14 protein-coding genes and 2 tRNA genes are annotated in these 15,880 nt (G+C 63.9%); 11 read left to right on the plus strand and 5 right to left on the minus strand.

All coding sequences use genetic code 11. The features are described from left to right. Positions 1–44 precede the first annotated feature (44 nt). Positions 45–1,808, plus strand: a complete 1,764-nt coding sequence (locus DOM45_RS07790) for an IlvD/Edd family dehydratase (protein WP_110599233.1) — start codon at positions 45–47, stop codon at positions 1,806–1,808. A 98-nt stretch (positions 1,809–1,906) separates the two neighbouring features. On the opposite strand, the gene DOM45_RS07795 is transcribed toward DOM45_RS07790, so the two are convergent. Further along, positions 1,907–2,389, minus strand: coding sequence for a GNAT family N-acetyltransferase (locus DOM45_RS07795; protein WP_110599235.1), 483 nt, complete (start codon positions 2,387–2,389; stop codon positions 1,907–1,909). A gap of 64 nt (positions 2,390–2,453) precedes the next feature. Then, positions 2,454–2,873 carry a secondary thiamine-phosphate synthase enzyme YjbQ gene (locus DOM45_RS07800; RefSeq protein WP_110599238.1) on the minus strand — a complete coding sequence of 140 codons (420 nt, stop codon included), beginning with the start codon at positions 2,871–2,873 and terminating at the stop codon, positions 2,454–2,456. Positions 2,874–3,124: 251 nt separating this feature from the next. Between DOM45_RS07800 and attM the strand changes: the two genes are divergently transcribed. The 3 genes from attM (at position 3,125) to DOM45_RS07815 (ending at position 6,787) form a co-directional block, all read left to right on the plus strand. Further along, a complete protein-coding gene (gene attM / locus DOM45_RS07805) occupies positions 3,125–3,910 on the plus strand; it encodes an AttM family quorum-quenching N-acyl homoserine lactonase (RefSeq protein ID WP_110599240.1) in 786 nt (261 codons plus the stop codon). 134 nt (positions 3,911–4,044) lie between these two features. Further along, positions 4,045–5,172, plus strand: coding sequence for a zinc-dependent alcohol dehydrogenase family protein (locus DOM45_RS07810; RefSeq protein WP_110599242.1), 1,128 nt, complete (start codon positions 4,045–4,047; stop codon positions 5,170–5,172). Between the two features lie 235 nt (positions 5,173–5,407). Beyond that, entirely contained in the window at positions 5,408–6,787 is a 1,380-nt protein-coding gene (locus tag DOM45_RS07815; protein ID WP_110599244.1) for a class II fumarate hydratase, read from the plus strand. Positions 6,788–6,918: 131 nt separating this feature from the next. Here the strand turns inward: DOM45_RS07815 and DOM45_RS07820 are convergent, their stop codons facing one another. From DOM45_RS07820 to DOM45_RS07830, 3 genes are all read right to left on the minus strand, one after another. Continuing rightward, on the minus strand, positions 6,919–7,995 hold the full coding sequence (locus DOM45_RS07820) for an endonuclease/exonuclease/phosphatase family protein (protein WP_240612324.1): 1,077 nt from the start codon (positions 7,993–7,995) through the stop codon (positions 6,919–6,921). Positions 7,996–8,106: 111 nt separating this feature from the next. Next, positions 8,107–9,633, minus strand: a complete 1,527-nt coding sequence (glpD, locus tag DOM45_RS07825) for a glycerol-3-phosphate dehydrogenase (RefSeq protein WP_110599246.1) — start codon at positions 9,631–9,633, stop codon at positions 8,107–8,109. A gap of 170 nt (positions 9,634–9,803) precedes the next feature. Next, entirely contained in the window at positions 9,804–10,610 is an 807-nt protein-coding gene (locus DOM45_RS07830) for a DeoR/GlpR family transcriptional regulator (RefSeq protein ID WP_110599248.1), read from the minus strand. Between the two features lie 270 nt (positions 10,611–10,880). Here DOM45_RS07830 and DOM45_RS20395 point away from each other — a divergent pair, with 270 nt between their 5' ends. The 7 genes from DOM45_RS20395 to DOM45_RS07865 all read left to right on the plus strand — a co-directional run bounded on the left by DOM45_RS20395 (position 10,881) and on the right by DOM45_RS07865 (position 15,863). Next, on the plus strand, positions 10,881–11,006 hold the full coding sequence (locus DOM45_RS20395; protein ID WP_280951662.1) for a hypothetical protein: 126 nt from the start codon (positions 10,881–10,883) through the stop codon (positions 11,004–11,006). A 242-nt stretch (positions 11,007–11,248) separates the two neighbouring features. Next, positions 11,249–11,325: transfer RNA gene (locus DOM45_RS07840), tRNA-Val, on the plus strand. 31 nt (positions 11,326–11,356) lie between these two features. Beyond that, positions 11,357–11,433, plus strand: a tRNA-Val gene (locus DOM45_RS07845). A gap of 549 nt (positions 11,434–11,982) precedes the next feature. Next, positions 11,983–13,092, plus strand: a complete 1,110-nt coding sequence (locus tag DOM45_RS07850; RefSeq protein WP_110599252.1) for an ABC transporter ATP-binding protein — start codon at positions 11,983–11,985, stop codon at positions 13,090–13,092. Then, entirely contained in the window at positions 13,093–14,205 is a 1,113-nt protein-coding gene (locus DOM45_RS07855) for an ABC transporter ATP-binding protein (protein WP_110599254.1), read from the plus strand. Then, positions 14,189–15,055 carry a carbohydrate ABC transporter permease gene (locus tag DOM45_RS07860; protein ID WP_198655763.1) on the plus strand — a complete coding sequence of 289 codons (867 nt, stop codon included), beginning with the start codon at positions 14,189–14,191 and terminating at the stop codon, positions 15,053–15,055. The genes DOM45_RS07855 and DOM45_RS07860 overlap by 17 nt, the downstream gene beginning before the upstream one ends. A 7-nt stretch (positions 15,056–15,062) precedes the next feature. Then, positions 15,063–15,863, plus strand: a complete 801-nt coding sequence (locus tag DOM45_RS07865) for a carbohydrate ABC transporter permease (RefSeq protein WP_110599257.1) — start codon at positions 15,063–15,065, stop codon at positions 15,861–15,863. Positions 15,864–15,880 lie beyond the last annotated feature (17 nt).

Here is a 15,880-nt window from a genome sequence, read left to right on the forward strand (position 1 = left end):
CTGCCGCGGCCGTCATCCACTGACTAGGGTTCGAGGAGAGAGAGATGAGCGATTCATCGGATAGACCCCACAACAAGCGCCGTCTGCGCTCGGCCCAGTGGTTCGGTACCGCCGACAAGAACGGTTTCATGTACCGCAGCTGGATGAAGAACCAGGGGATTCCGGACCACGAATTCCAGGGCAAGCCGATCATCGGCATCTGCAATACCTGGTCGGAGCTGACACCCTGCAACGCGCACTTCCGCAAGCTCGCCGAGCACGTCAAGAAGGGCGTGCTCGAAGCCGGCGGCTATCCGGTGGAGTTCCCGGTGTTCTCCAACGGCGAGTCCAACCTGCGCCCCACGGCGATGTTCACCCGCAACCTCGCCAGCATGGACGTCGAGGAGGCGATTCGCGGCAATCCCATCGATGGCGTGGTGCTGCTGGTGGGCTGCGACAAGACCACCCCGGCGCTGCTGATGGGCGCGGCGAGCTGCGACATTCCGACGATCGTGGTGACCGGCGGGCCGATGCTCAACGGCAAGCACGAGGGCAAGGACATCGGGTCGGGAACCGTGGTCTGGAGACTCTCCGAAGAGGTCAAGGCGGGCAAGATATCGATTCATGACTTCATGGCCGCCGAAGCCGGCATGTCGCGTTCGGCCGGTACCTGCAACACCATGGGCACGGCTTCGACCATGGCCTGCATGGCGGAGTCGCTGGGAGTCTCGCTGCCGCACAACGCTGCGATCCCGGCGGTGGATTCCCGGCGCTACGTGCTCGCCCATCTCTCCGGCAACCGCATCGTCGAGATGGTCGACGAGGACCTGAAACTGTCGAAGATACTGACCCGCGCTGCATTCGAGAACGCGATACGAACCAATGCCGCCATTGGCGGCTCGACCAATGCGGTGATCCACCTCAAGGCGATCGCCGGGCGTATCGGGGTCGACCTGCCACTGGACGACTGGACCCGAATCGGTCGTGGTACGCCGACCATCGTCGACCTGCAGCCCTCCGGGCGCTTCCTGATGGAGGAGTTCTATTACGCCGGCGGTCTGCCGGCCGTGCTGCGCCGGCTGGGCGAAGCCGACCGACTGCCCCACAAGGACGCGCTGACCGCCAACGGCAGGACGATCTGGGAAAACGTGCAGGACGCGCCGCACTACAACGACGAGGTGATTCGTCCGCTCGACAACCCGCTCCGCGACGATGGTGGCATCTGCATCCTGCGCGGCAACCTGGCGCCCAACGGCGCGGTGCTCAAGCCCTCCGCGGCCAGTCCCGAGCTGATGAAGCATCGCGGTCGCGCGGTGGTGTTCGAGAACTTCGACGACTACAAGGCGCGCATCAACGATCCCGAGCTCGAGGTCGAGGCCAACGACATTCTGGTCCTGAAGCACTGCGGCCCGCGGGGTTATCACGGCATGGCGGAAGTCGGCAACATGGGTCTGCCGCCCAAGATCCTCGAGCAGGGCATCACCGACATGGTGCGTATCTCGGACGCCCGCATGAGCGGTACCGCCTACGGCACTGTGGTCCTCCACGTGGCCCCGGAGGCGGCAGCGGGCGGACCGCTGGCGGCGGTCGAGAACGGCGACTGGATCAGCCTGGACTGCGACAACGGCAAGCTCGAGCTGGAGGTCGACGACGCCGAGATCGCGCGGCGCCTGGCTGCGGCCGACCCGACCGCGGCATCGAGCCAGATCGCCACCAGCGGCGGCTATCGCCAGCTCTATATCGAGCGGGTGCTGCAGGCCGACGAGGGCTGTGACTTCGACTTCCTGCGCGGCTGTCGCGGCGCCGAGGTGCCGCGGCATTCACACTGAATGCCGTGGGTAGGGAGAGTGACTGGATCTGGAGAACGCCGGAGTCGGAAGCCTTGACCTTTAGGGTTCAGCCTTTCGGCTCCGCCGGCCACGGGCGATCAGGCTGCCGCGAGATCCTGTAGCGCCTGGCCGGTCAGGCGATAACCGATCCACTCACTCTGCGGTTTGGCGCCGATCGATTCATAGAACTGGATGGCCGGTTCGTTCCAGTCCAGCACGTTCCATTCGAAGCGGCCGCAGTCACGCTCGACCGCGATCTGCGCCAGATGTTTGAGCAACGCCTTGCCGGCGCCGGTGCCGCGCGCCTCCGGGGTGACATAGAGGTCTTCCAGGAAGAGCCCGTTCTTCGCCAGCCAGGTGGAGTAGTTGTAGAAGTACACCGCGAATCCGATGGCCTGGCCGTCGCGCTCGCAGATCAGGGCGTGAGCCGTGGCCTGTGGGGCGAAGATCGAGCGTGCGATGCTCTCTTCGGTCGCCACGACTTCGTGCTCGGCCTGCTCGTAGATGGCGAGCTCGCGGACGAAGGCGAGAATCTGCGTCACATCCTCAGGGGTGGCGGGGCGAATATGAATGTTGGGCATGCATGGCTCCAGAGTGTGGCGGTGAGCGCTTTTCCGGGTGGATTCGCGGTCGAGGCTGTCGAGGTCACTCGCCCGTCAGGGTAGCGGTGATCCGGCGCGCGCCGCCGTGCTGGCGGTGCTCGCCGAGCCAGATGCCCTGCCAGGTGCCGGTGAGCAGGCGGCCGTTGTCCACGGCCAGGGTCAACTGGGTGCCGAACAGGCTGGCCAGCACGTGGGCGGGCATGTCATCGGGGCCCTCGAGGGTGTGGCGCAGGCCGTCGAGCCGCTCGGGGGCGATCCGGGCGGCGAACAGCGCCATGTCATGACGCACGTCGGGGTCGGCGTTCTCGTTCAGGGTCAGCGAGGCCGAGGTGTGCATCAGCTGCAGATGGAGCAGGCCGGTGCGGATCTCGACCAGCCGCGGCAGGGCCGCCAGGATCTCGTCGGTGACCAGATGAAAGCCGCGCGGGCGTGCGGTGAGCGTGAGTGAGTGACGGTGCCACATGGCTGGGACTCCTCGGTGAATGTGCTGAGAGCGGGCATGGCCGGACTGGACTGGTGTGCGGTGCCGATGCATCGCAGGGTTGCCTGGGACCAAAGTCCGCTGGTCACGCCATTCGGCCTTGTCCTACTCTGACACGTCCGGTCGTCCGGCTGCGAGCGTCGATGCCGCTCGCGGGTATCAAAATCTTTCGCCTTGCTTACACCGCGGCCAGCGGCAATGTCGTCTTCATTTGGTCAAACCAGGAGTGCGTCATGACTACCCCACGTCTTTACATGTTCCAGACCGGTACGCTCAAGTGCCGGGTGTGCAATATCAAGATGAATGCGGGGCTGGATGAGTACGAGATCCCCGTGCCCTGGTATCTGATTACGCACCCGGAGGGGAATGTGGTCATCGATGGTGGCTGTGCCGTCGAGTGCGCCAGCGATCCCGAAAAGCACTGGGGCGACATCACCGCGGTCTATTGGCCGGTGATGCGTGAAGAGGAGGGGTGTGTCCAGGCGCTGAAGGCCTTCGGCATCGAGCCCGAGGACGTTCGCTATGTCCTGCACAGCCATCTGCATCTGGATCACACCGGGGCGACCGGGCGCTTCCCCAACGCCACGCATATCGTGCGGCGATGCGAATACGAGTATGCGATGGCCCCGGACTGGTTCTCCGCCGGTGGCTATATCCGCGCCGATTTCGATCGCCCCGGTTTGAAGTGGCATCTGCTCGAGGATGGCGACGACGGTTACGACGTCTTCGGCGACGGCAGCATCCGCTTCGTCTTCACCCCGGGTCACGCCCCCGGCCACGCCAGCTTCCTGCTCCAGCTCCCCGAGACCGGCCCGGTGCTGCTGGCGGTGGATGCGGCCTACACCACCGATCACTGGGAGGAGAAGGCGCTGCCGGGCTTTCTCGCCTCGACCGTGGATACGGTGCGCTCCGTGCGCAAACTGCACGCCCTGGCCGAGAAGACCGGGGCGCTGGTGGTCACCGGGCACGACCCGGAAGCGTGGCCGACCTTCCGTCACGCGCCCGAGTACTACGCCTGAAACGCTGAGTATCGGGCCTGAAACGCTGAGTGCCGGGCCTGAAATACCGAGCACTGCGCCTGACACTCGAATGCCAATCGGATCCGATGCAATGAGGCGTGCCGGATCGATCCACTGTGAATAGGGAAGTCGCGATGAAAATGCATGCAGCCGTGATCCACGAGATGCAGAAGCCCCGCCCGTACCGGGAGTCGCAGCCGCTGTCGATCGAGGAGGTGGAGCTCGACCCGCCCGGGCGCGGCGAGGTGCTGGTACGAATGCGCGCCGCCGGGCTGTGCCACTCGGATCTCTCCACTATCAATGGCGATCGGCCGCGGCCAGTGCCGATGGTGCTGGGGCACGAGGCCGCCGGCGAGGTGGTCGAGGTCGGCGATGGCGTCGAGGATCTGGCGCCCGGCGATCACGTGGTGTTCTCGTTCGCGCCCAGCTGCGGTGCCTGCGCCTCGTGTCTCTCGGGGCGCGCGGCGCTGTGCGCGCCGGGGCAGGTGGCCAATGGCGCAGGGCACCTGCTGGGAGGCGGCATGCGCCTCCACAAGGGCGGGCAGAAGATCTATCACCATATCGGCGTCTCCGGCTTCGCCGAGTATGCGGTGGCCTCGCGGCGTTCGCTGACGCGGATCGACGCCGATCTGCCGTTCCATATCGCGGCGCTGTTCGGCTGCGCCGTGCTGACCGGGGTCGGCGCGGTGGTCCATACCGCCGGCCTGCGTCTGGGGCAGTCGGTGCTGGTGGTCGGGCTCGGCGGGGTCGGGCTGGCGGCGGTGATGGGGGCTGCCGGGGGTGGCGCTCGCCATGTGATCGCCGCCGACATCGCCCCCGACAAGCTGGAGACCGCCAAGGCGATGGGCGCCACCCATGTGGTCAACAGTGGCGATGCCGATGCCATCGAGCAGGTGCGCGAGATCAGCGGCGGCGGGGTGGATATCGCCGCCGAGTTCGCCGGTGTCTCCAAGGCGCTGGAGTTCGCCTACGAGTGCACCGCCCGCGGTGGCACCACGGTGACCTCGGGCCTACCGCATCCGGACGTGCGTTTCGCCATCAGCCCCACCCGAATGGTCGCCGAGGAGCGCACGCTCAAGGGCTCCTATCTGGGCGGGCACGTGCCGTCGCTGGACGTGCCGGAGTATATCGCGCTCTACCGCGCCGGCCGGCTGCCGGTAGAGAAGCTGCTGACCCACCGTCTGAAACTGGACGAGATCAACCTCGGTTTCGATCGTCTCGCCAGCGGGGAGGCGATTCGCCAGATCATCGACTTCGATTGACCCACGGCCAGACGCCCTCTGTTGGAACCTCTCACCGCCCGCGCCCACTCGGCGCGGGCGGTGTCGTCTCACGTGGGGGCTCGGGTCTCTGGCATCGGCCATGCGGGGGGCGGTGGTGGCAGCAACCCGCGCAGGGCCTGCTAGTCTTGAGTGAGTCCCTAGCAGCGCCGTCGCCGCGACGCGGTGGCGTTGCCACATTTCACCGGTGTTCATCCGCCATCGTCAGGAGGAAGTCATGACCCAACCGCGTATCGAACGTGACAGCATGGGCGAGCTCGAGGTGCCCGCCAGTGCGCGCTATGGCGCGCAGACCCAACGTGCCATCAACAATTTCCCGATCAGCGGCCAACCGCTGCCTCCGGCTTTCATCGCTGCGGTTGCCCATATCAAGCGCGCCGCGGCGGAGGTCAACCGGGAGTTGGGGTTGCTGGACGATGACCGAGCGAAGGCCATCGTGGCGGCGGCCAATGAGATCATCGACGGCAAGCACGTCGATCAGTTTCCGATCGATGTGTTCCAGACCGGCTCCGGCACCTCGACCAATATGAACGTCAACGAGGTGATCTCTCACCTGGCCAGCCGGGAAGGCCTCGAGGTCCGCCCCAACGATCACGTCAACATGGGCCAGTCGAGCAACGACGTGATCCCCACGGCCATTCATCTTGCCGCGGCGACCCAGGTTCGCGAGCGGCTGCTGCCGGCGCTCCACTACCTGCGGGCGATCATCGACGACAAGGCAAAGGAGGTCGACGACGTGGTCAAGACCGGACGCACCCACCTGATGGATGCGATGCCGGTTCGGCTGAGCCAGGAGCTGGGCGGCTGGTCGAGCCAGATCGGGCAGTCGGTGGAGCGCCTGCAGGACGGGCTCAAGCGGGTGACCCGCCTGGCTCTCGGTGGCACGGCCGTCGGTACCGGCGTCAATGCCCATCCCGATTTTGCCGAGAAAGTGGCAGCGCGGCTTGCCAGCGATACCCACCTCGAGTTTCGGCCCAACGACAGCTTCTTTGCCAGTCTGGCTTCCCAGGATACGGCGGTGGAACTCTCTGGCCATCTCAAGGCCTATGCCGTCGCGGTGATGAAGATTTCCAACGACCTGCGCTGGATGAATTCCGGGCCCCTGGGCGGGCTGGGCGAGATCGAGCTGGAGGCGCTGCAGCCGGGCAGTTCGATCATGCCGGGCAAGGTCAATCCGGTGATCCCGGAGTCGGCGGCCCAGGTTGCCGCTCAGGTCATCGGCAACGATGCAGCCATCACCGTGGCGGGCCAGAGCGGCAACTTCCAGCTCAACGTGATGCTGCCGCTGATCGCCCACAACCTGCTCGGTTCGATCAAGCTGCTGACCAACGTGAGCCGGCTGCTGGCGGACCGCGCCATCGCCACGTTCAATGTGCGTCGCGACAACATCGAGCGCCCGCTGTCGAAGAACCCGATTCTGGTCACCGCACTCAACTCGGTGATCGGTTATGACGCGGCAGCAGCTGTCGCCAAGAAGGCCTATCAGGCCGGGCGGCCGATCATCGACGTGGCCGAAGAGGAGACCGATCTCTCGCGCCAGGAACTGGAGCGCCTGCTCGATCCGGCCAAGCTGACCGAGGGAGGGATCCCCGAGTAGGGCACGCTCTCCCACCCGGTCGCCAGCTGGAGCCAGCTTCTGATCAACGGTTCCGGTCGGCGGCCGATACCACGACGCCACCCGATCGGGTGGCGTCGTGGTCAGGCGTGGACAGCTCCAGGCGAGCGGTTTCAGACCGGCTCCTCTCCATGCCGATCCTGCGCTTCCTCGATCGTCTCCTCCGCATCTTCCCGCTCGTCGCTATCGGCTTTCTCGGGCTCGTTCTCGGACGCCCGGGTCGGGTTATGGCGCAGCGTCACCAACATGGGGAAGTGATCGGATCCCACTTCCGGTAGCCGCTCCATGTGAACGAGGGTGAAGTGCTTGGTGACGAAGACGTGATCCAGCGGCCAGCGCAGGATCGGATACTTGGCATGAAAGGTGCTGTACTGGCCGCGGCCGCGGCGAAGATCGAGCATGCCGCTGACCTTGCAGAAAAGCTTCGTCGTCGGTGACCAGGCGACGTCGTTGAGGTCTCCGGCAACGACGGTGGGATCACTGCGCTCTGCAATGCCCTGGCCCACCAGCAGCAGTTCCGCGTCGCGCCACAGCGACTCCTCGCTCTCCGACGGGGCGGGTGGCCGCGGGTGCAGGGCGTGGAAACGAATACGACTGCCATCCCCCAGCCTCACCCAGGCATGAATCGAAGGGATATCGTCCTGGATCAGCCACTTGACCTCGACATCTTCCAGCGGCAGACGGGAGTAGAGATGCATCCCGTAGAGATTGTCGAGGGGGATACGCACCGCTTCCGGCATCGACTCGCCGATGGCCGCGTCCAGTTGATCCCCCCACCACTGATCGGACTCCAGCGTCAGCAGGATGTCGGGGTCATGCTCGTGGACCAGATCGATCAACTTCGATGCCTGACGATTGGGCGTCAGTACGTTGGAGACCAGCAGCGTGATCTCACGGCTGGCATCGCGCTGGCGTGATTTGACCACCGTACAGCGTGCCAACGGGGTCCATGGATAGATGCGCGCCCACTGGATGACCGCCGCAGTCACGCTGGCGGCGACGCCGGCCCAATGCCACCAGAGCTCGGGTTCGAACGCGAGTTGAACCAGTGCCAGCGCGGTGGCGATGATGGCAATCTGGAGAAGCGGGAAATCGAAACTGCGCACGCTCCAGTGGCGAATCCGCATGTAAGGCGCCAGAGTGATCAGCAGCACGAGGCAGCCGAGACAGCTAAACAGGAGTTGCAGCAAAGGAGGTTTCCTTGTGTCGGGGTAGGACGCCGTGCTGGGTCAAGCGTAGCAGAAACACGGTTGGTACCCCCGGCAGTATGGCTCCCCGGCGAGCTGGCGGCAGCTACTTCCCTATGAGACTTTGGATAGTGGGCCTGACTGACCGGCGACTGGATGCTGGTCGAGGTAGCGCGTCAGCGCCTGCTGCTCTTCGCTGGACAGGCGAAGCCCCAGCTTGCTGCGACGCCACAGGATGTCGTCGCTGGTGCGTGCCCACTCGTGCTCGATCAGATAGTCGACTTCGGCGCGGGTGAGGCCGCCGCCGAAATGCTGGCCGAGATCCTCCTGGCGCCGCATGCCATTGAGGAAACCGAGACACAGCGAGCCATAGCTGGAAGCGAATCGTTCGGCTCGCTCTCGACCGAGAAATGGGTATTCATCCACGAGTCGATCGGTCAATGTCTGGCGTGACTCGATGTCACCGCCGGGCAGCCGGGCATCGGCTGTCCACGGCTGGCCCATGGCGGGCAGCAATGGCTCGAGTTTACGCATGGCCGCCTCGGCGAGCTTGCGATAGGTGGTGATCTTGCCACCGAAGATCGACAGCATTGGCGCGCCGTGCCTGTCGAGGTCGAGGGTATAGTCCCGGGTCATTGCCGAGGGGTTCTCCGATTCGTCGTCGCACAGCGGGCGCACGCCGGCATAGGTCGCGACCACATCCTCGCGACCGAGCTGCCTGACGAAGTGCCCGTTGAGCACGTCGAGCAGGTAATCGATCTCCTCGTCATTGATGGTGACCTGGGCGGGGTCGCCCTGATAGCGGCGATCGGTGGTGCCGATCAGGCTGTAGTGCTGCTGGTAGGGCAGCACGAAGACGATACGGCCGTCGCGATTCTGCAGAATGTAGGCGCGGTCGTCATCGTTGAGGCGCGGCACTACCAGGTGGCTGCCCTGGATCATGCGGATGCCGTAGCGCGAGTCGCGCTTGGCATTGCCCTTGACGAAAGACTCCACCCAGGGGCCGGCGGCGTTGACCAGCACCTTGCTCCGCTGTTCCTGGCGCTGCCCGCTGCCCAGGTCTTCAAGAATCACCACCCACTCTCCCTGCTCCTCGCGAGCCTCGACGCAACGGGTCCGAACCCGGATGTCGGCGCCTTTTTCCCGTGCCTGGATCGCGTTGAGCACCACCAGTCGGGCATCATCCACCCAGCAGTCGGAGTACTCGAATCCGCGCTTGATCGTCGGTACCAGCGGGCTTTCCGAACCGAATCGCAGGCGCCTGGCGTTGGGCAGGCTGTCGCGGTGGCTGAGGTGATCGTAGAGAAAGAGCCCTGCGCGAATCATCCAGCCGGGCCGCAGGTGCGGCTGATGCGGCAGGATGAAGCGCAATGGCCAGACGATGTGCGGCGCCTTGCGCAGCATCACTTCTCGTTCCTTCAGCGCTTCGCGCACCAGCCGAAACTCGCGGTGCTCGAGATAGCGCAACCCTCCGTGGATCAACTTGCTGCTGGCGGAGGAGGTGGCGCTGGCCAGATCCGCTTGTTCGCACAGCAACACGGACAGCCCCCGGCCGGCGGCGTCGTTGGCGATGCCGGTGCCATTGATGCCGCCACCGACGACGATGAGGTCATGGACGTGACGCTGTGTCGTTGAGGCCATACCGCTCTCCGGAAGGTGATGATTAGTCTATGTNNACATAGACTAATCATTTCCGAACATCAATGGCCGTGGTGGAGTTTCCTCGACCAAAAGGGGAGGCGAGGAGGCGGTCCGTGGTCGGGAGGGAGCGAAGCCGGCGCATGGCCGGCCGTTGCATGGGCTATCGGGCGTCAGCCCGCGTGGGCGGGCAGGGGCTCGATGTCCGCGGATATCGAAGGATCGGCGACGTAGAGCGCCACGTCGTGCTCCCGCATCAGCCGGCGCAGTCCATCGGGGGGCTGCCGGTCGGTGAAAAAGGCGTTGATCTGGCTGAGGTTGCCCTGGCGTACCACGGCATTGCGGTGAAATTTCGAATGATCCGCCGCCAGGAAGACCTGGCGGGAGTTGCGCAGGATGGCTTGTGCGACGCGAACTTCCTGATAGTCGAACTCCAGCAGCGAACCATCGCCATCGATGCCGCTGATACCGATGATGCCATAGTCGACCTTGAACTGATTGATGAAATCGATGGTGGCTTCACCGATGATTCCGCCGTCGCGCGAGCGAACCTGGCCGCCGGCGACGATGACGTTGAAGTCGGTCTTGTGCTGCAGAATGGCCGCCACGTTGAGGTTGTTGGTGATGACCTCCAGTCCGCTGTGCTGGCACAGCGCCTCGGCGATGAATTCATTGCTGGTGCCGATGTTGATGAACAGTGACGACGAGTCGGGAATATGGCTCGCCAGCATTTCGGCTATCCGGCGCTTGGCGTCCAGATTCAACGTCTTGCGGGTGTGATAGGCGGTGTTGACGGTACTCGATTCCAGGCCGGCGCCTCCATGGACGCGCTTGACGATGCCCTCTTCCGCCAGTTGATTGAGATCGCGGCGCACCGTCTGGGGCGTGACGTCGAAGTCCTTGGCGAGCTGCTCGATCGAGGCATAGCCTTGCCGCTTGACCAGCTCGACGATGGCTTCGTGACGTTCCTGCTGTGTCATGGTGGTTTCCTGCCGCGTTCCGTTGACGATTCTTTAACTGATTCGAGAGCCCAGTCTATCAAAGCTGGGTGCCTCGCCGTTGCCTCGGGAGGCGGTAACGGGCCGTTCATGACTACGACCATGGTCTAGGTGGCCGGGGCGGAACCTTCGGTTCGACGTCACCCTGCGACATTGCCGGTAGTCCGATGCTCCGCGACGATACTAGCCAGGTTCGGCGAATGGCATCGCCCGGATGGCGCCGGTTCTCTTCCAGCGGCCAAGAGGCCAGATATGCTGATCGGCACCGGCACCGGCACCGGCACCGGCACCGGCACCGGCATCGGCACCGGCATCGGCATGGAGGGCGAAGTGTCCCGTTTCGAACGTTGGCAATCAGCGACCTCGGCGGGGCCGTGATCGTGGCGAGTGGGAAGGGGGCGTCGGGGGCGGTGCCCTGAACGGCGATGAAATCGCCCCGTTATTGGATATGAGAGCGGATTTCACCTGACGGAAGACCCCGTGCCAGCGACAATCGCAGAGGAATTGTCTCGGCGCGACAGGCAGTTGGCGTGATTTTTTTAGGCGTAGAGGGTTGCATTCCGCGCCCGCCTGGGTAAAATTCGCATCCGTTGTCACGGCGAGCCCGCCGTCATCGATGCAGGACCGTAGCTCAGTTGGTTAGAGCGCCACGTTGACATCGTGGAGGTCAGCGGTTCAAATCCGCTCGGTCCTACCAGTCTGTTTCCAGCATCGTGCCAACGTCATCCAGGACCATAGCTCAGTTGGTTAGAGCGCCACGTTGACATCGTGGAGGTCAGCGGTTCAAATCCGCTTGGTCCTACCAGATTCGAAACCCGAGCCTCGGCTCGGGTTTTTTGTGGCCAGCCATCCCTGGCGGCCACCCTTCGGGCCGCCCGAGGCGTCCCAAACCGCTCCCGGCGGTTTGTTGTGGCCTGCCATCCCTGGCGGCCACCCTTCAGGCCGCCCGAGGCGTCCCAAACCGCTCCCGACGGTTTGTTGTGGCCAGCCATCCCTGGCGGCCACCCTTCGGGCCGCCCGAGTCGTCGCAGACCGCTCCCGGCGGTTTGTTGTTTCCGCGATATTGGGCGTGTTCCACCATCGGCATCCCCGTCTTCTCACCGCAAGCCATGTTGGTTTTCGAACAAACCCTGCCGAAAAAACGCCTTTTTTAGTCGCATTACCATCTCGAAACCTGTCCAGAGTGTTGGACATTAGTGGTTAAGACTAAGGTTCTAATATCAGAAATCATTTTAAAATCATGTGTTTGAGCATGCCTCTTTGACGGCGATACCGTCTGCTTTTTTCGTCGTATAGCTTTATGGAACGAGTGTTCTACGATGCTCGAAAGAGAAAAAAGGGAACGGTGCCACTCATGTCATTACAACTCGACAACGTGACACTGTCGGTGCGAGGCGAGACCTATATCAGCGATGCCAGCCTGACGTTGGAACCGGGGTCATTCAACGTGCTGCTGGGGCACACGCTGGCGGGCAAGACCACATTGATGCGGCTGATGGCCGGGCTGGACAGGCCCGACCACGGCAGGGTCTATCTCGACGGCCGTGACGTGACCCACTTGCCGGTTCGCCAGCGCAATGTCTCGATGGTCTATCAGCAGTTCATCAACTATCCGACGCTCACGGTGTTCGACAACATCGCCTCGCCACTCAAGCAGGCCAGGGTATCGCGGCAGGAGATTACCCGTCGGGTCGAGGAGACCGCGGCGATGCTGGGAATCCAGCAACTGCTGGGACGCTATCCGCAGGAACTCTCCGGCGGCCAGCAGCAGCGCACGGCGATGGCCAGGGCACTGGTCAAGGAAGCGGACCTGGTGCTGTTCGACGAGCCTCTGGTCAATCTCGACTACAAGCTGCGGGAGGCGCTGCGGGTGGAGATGCGCAAGCTGTTCGAATCCCGCAATACCATCGCGGTCTACGCCACCACCGAACCGGCCGAGGCGCTGGCGCTGGGAGGCACGACGACGCTGCTCCACCAGGGCCGGATCGTCCAGAGTGGCCCCGGCGACGAAGTCTATCGCCATCCCCGTAATCGTGAGGCGGCGACGCTGTTCGGCGAGCCTCCCATCAACCTGATGCCGATGACGATCCAGGCCGGTGAGTGCCGGATCGCCGATCAGCGCCAACCACTGCCCGAGGTCTGGAAGTCGCTATCCGAAGGTGATTACCAGATCGGCATCCGCCCCCATCACTGGTCGCTGGAGCCGCTCACGGAGCCGGCCTTGCGCTTGCCGACGATCTTGCGGGTGGCGGAGATCAGCGGCTCCGAAACCTTTCTGCACCTGTCGCACGAGCGAATCGATCTGGTTGCGCACCTGATCGGGATTCATGAATTCGGCGTGGATCAGGCGCTGGAGGTTCACGCCTCTTTTCGCCAGCTCTTCGTGTTCGAGCCGGGAGGCGACCTGGTGTTGTCACCTCCTTCACCGCGATCGACAGTGCCCGACGGGCGAGGAGACCGCTAGATGGCCGAGATCCGTCTGGAACAACTGGCCCACAGCTATCACGGCGCGCCCTCGAATCCGGCCGACTACGCACTCCGGCCGATGGACCACGTCTGGGAGCAGGGCGGCGCCTACGCGCTGCTGGGGCCCTCGGGGTGCGGCAAGAGTACGCTGCTCAACATCATATCCGGCCTGCTGGTGCCCTCGGAGGGGCGGGTGCTCTACGACGGCAAGTCGGTCAACGATCTCACCCCGCAGCAGCGCAATATCGCCCAGGTTTTTCAGTTTCCGGTGGTCTACGACACCATGACCGTTCACGACAATCTGGCGTTCCCGCTGCGTAACCAGGGACAGCCCCGGGAGCGCATCGATGCCCGGGTGAGAGAGGTGGCCGAGGCGCTGGAGATCGAGCCGCTATTGAATCGCAAGGCGCAGAATCTGACGGCGGACGAGAAGCAGAAGGTGTCGATGGGGCGCGGCCTGGTGCGCGACGACGTGGCGGCGATCCTGTTCGACGAGCCGTTGACGGTGATCGATCCGCAGCTCAAGTGGCGCCTGCGGCGCAAGCTCAAGGAGATCCATCAGCGCTTCAACGTGACGATGGTCTATGTCACCCATGACCAGTTGGAGGCGTCCACCTTCGCCGACAAGATCGCGGTGATGTACGAAGGCCAGATCGTGCAGTTCGGCACTCCGCGAGAGCTGTTCGAGAATCCGCAACACACCTTCGTCGGTTACTTCATCGGCAGCCCCGGCATGAACCTGCTCGATATCGCGCTGGGCACGTCGGGCGTGGAGTTCGAAGGCCGTGCGCTGGCGGTACCCGAGGCGGCCGTCGCCCGGCTTCGGCAGCGCCCGGAGGGGCGCCTGCAGTTGGGCATCCGGCCGGAGTTCGTGCAGCTCGTGGCGCCGGAGGACGCCGACCTGCACGGCTACGTCGACCTGATCCAGGATCAGGGCACCTTCAAGATCGTCGACGTGCGACTCGAGACGCCGTCGGCGCCGGTGATCAAGGTGCGGCTGGAGGAGGAGGCGGCCGTGCCGGATGGGCGTATCGGCCTCCATTTCCCCGAAGCCTGGCAGCGCTTCTATATCGATGATCATCTGGTGGAGGCGGCTGATGAAGACCTATAACAACAAGGCCTGGTGGCTGGTCCTGCCGGTATTCGTGCTGGTGGCCTTCAGCGCCATCATCCCGATGATGACGGTGGTCAACTACTCGGTGCAGGACATCTTCGACCCGAGCACGCGCTATTTCGTGGGCACCGAGTGGTATCGGGAGATCCTGGCGGATCCGAGATTGCACGACTCGCTGGTGCGACAGTTCATCTACTCCTTCTGCGTCCTGGCCATCGAGGTGCCGCTGGGCATCGTCGTGGCGCTATCGATGCCCCGGCGGGGGCTGGGCGTGCCGTTCAGTCTGATTCTGCTGTCACTGCCGTTGCTGGTGCCGTGGAATGTGGTGGGGACGATCTGGCAGATCATCGGACGGGAGGACATCGGGCTGTATGGCTGGATCCTCAACAGCCTGGGGCTCGACTACAACTACGCCTCCAACCCGCGGGACGCCTGGATCACCGTGCTGGTGATGGATGTCTGGCACTGGACGTCGCTGGTGGCGCTGCTGTGCTATTCCGGCCTGCGCTCGATCCCTGACGTCTACTACCAGGCGGCGAGGATCGACCGTGCCTCGCACTGGGCGGTGTTTCGATTCATTCAATTGCCCAAGCTCAAGAACGTGCTATTGATCGCGGTGATGCTGCGCTTCATGGACAGTTTCATGATCTATACCGAGCCGTTCGTGCTCACCGGTGGCGGGCCGGGCACCGCCACGACCTTCCTCAGCCAGACGCTGACCCAGATGGCACTGGGCCAGTTCGATCTGGGCCGGGCCGCGGCCTTCTCGCTGATCTACTTCCTGATCATTCTGCTGGTGACCTGGGTGTTCTACACCGCCATGACCCACAACGACGACAAGGGATGACGCCGCCATGAGATTGCGCAAGAGCCTGGTGATGCTGGTCTATCTGCTGTTCGTGCTGGTGCCGATCTACTGGCTGGTCAACATGTCGTTCAAGTCGAACCGGGAAATTCTCGGCGGGCTGTCGCTCTGGCCCACGGCGCCGACGCTGGACAACTACCGGGTCATCTTCACCGAGCCGACCTGGTACATGAGCTACCTGAACTCCCTCAGCTATGTCTCGATGAACATGCTGATTTCGCTGCTGGTGGCGTTGCCGGCGGCCTATGCGTTCTCGCGCTATCGCTTCCTGGGCGACAGGCACATGTTCTTCTGGCTGCTGACCAACCGGATGGCACCACCGGCGGTGTTCCTGCTGCCGTTCTTCCAGCTCTACTCGGCGGTGGGATTGTTCGACACGCCGATCGCGGTGGCGCTGGCCCACTGCCTGTTCAACGTGCCGCTGGCGGTCTGGATTCTCGAGGGCTTCATGTCGTCGGTGCCCAAGGAGATCGACGAGACCGCCTACATCGACGGTTACACCTTTCCCAAGTTCTTCATCCGGATCTTCCTGCCGATGATCCGGCCCGGCATCGGTGTCACGGCGTTCTTCTGCTTCATGTTCTCGTGGGTGGAACTGTTGCTGGCGCGGACGCTGACTTCGGTCGATGCCAAGCCGATCGTGGCGCAGATGACCCGCACGGTCTCGGCCTCGGGTATCGATTGGGGCGTGCTGGCGGCGGCCGGGGTGGTCGCGTTGTTGCCCGGTATCGCGGTGATCTACTTCGTGCGCAATCACGTGGCCAAGGGCTTCGCCCTGGGGCGCGTCTGATCCGTTAGTCCAGAGAG

The organism is Salinicola lusitanus, from assembly GCF_003206045.1.
GTDB lineage: Bacteria > Pseudomonadota > Gammaproteobacteria > Pseudomonadales > Halomonadaceae > Salinicola > Salinicola lusitanus.

Excerpts from the sequence above, each read along its gene's own strand:
- DOM45_RS07790 (WP_110599233.1), top strand. The coding sequence starts at position 45 with ATGAGCGATTCATCGGATAGACCCCACAACAAGCGCCGTCTGCGCTCG.
- DOM45_RS20395 (WP_280951662.1), top strand. The coding sequence starts at position 10,881 with ATGCTGATCGGCACCGGCACCGGCACCGGCACCGGCACCGGCACCGGC.
- DOM45_RS07830 (WP_110599248.1), bottom strand. The coding sequence starts at position 10,610 with ATGACACAGCAGGAACGTCACGAAGCCATCGTCGAGCTGGTCAAGCGG.
- DOM45_RS07855 (WP_110599254.1), top strand. The coding sequence starts at position 13,093 with ATGGCCGAGATCCGTCTGGAACAACTGGCCCACAGCTATCACGGCGCG.
- DOM45_RS07800 (WP_110599238.1), bottom strand. The coding sequence starts at position 2,873 with ATGTGGCACCGTCACTCACTCACGCTCACCGCACGCCCGCGCGGCTTT.
- DOM45_RS07815 (WP_110599244.1), top strand. The coding sequence starts at position 5,408 with ATGACCCAACCGCGTATCGAACGTGACAGCATGGGCGAGCTCGAGGTG.
- DOM45_RS07795 (WP_110599235.1), bottom strand. The coding sequence starts at position 2,389 with ATGCCCAACATTCATATTCGCCCCGCCACCCCTGAGGATGTGACGCAG.
- attM (WP_110599240.1), top strand. The coding sequence starts at position 3,125 with ATGACTACCCCACGTCTTTACATGTTCCAGACCGGTACGCTCAAGTGC.
- DOM45_RS07865 (WP_110599257.1), top strand. The coding sequence starts at position 15,063 with ATGAGATTGCGCAAGAGCCTGGTGATGCTGGTCTATCTGCTGTTCGTG.
- DOM45_RS07850 (WP_110599252.1), top strand. The coding sequence starts at position 11,983 with ATGTCATTACAACTCGACAACGTGACACTGTCGGTGCGAGGCGAGACC.
- DOM45_RS07810 (WP_110599242.1), top strand. The coding sequence starts at position 4,045 with ATGAAAATGCATGCAGCCGTGATCCACGAGATGCAGAAGCCCCGCCCG.
- glpD (WP_110599246.1), bottom strand. The coding sequence starts at position 9,633 with ATGGCCTCAACGACACAGCGTCACGTCCATGACCTCATCGTCGTCGGT.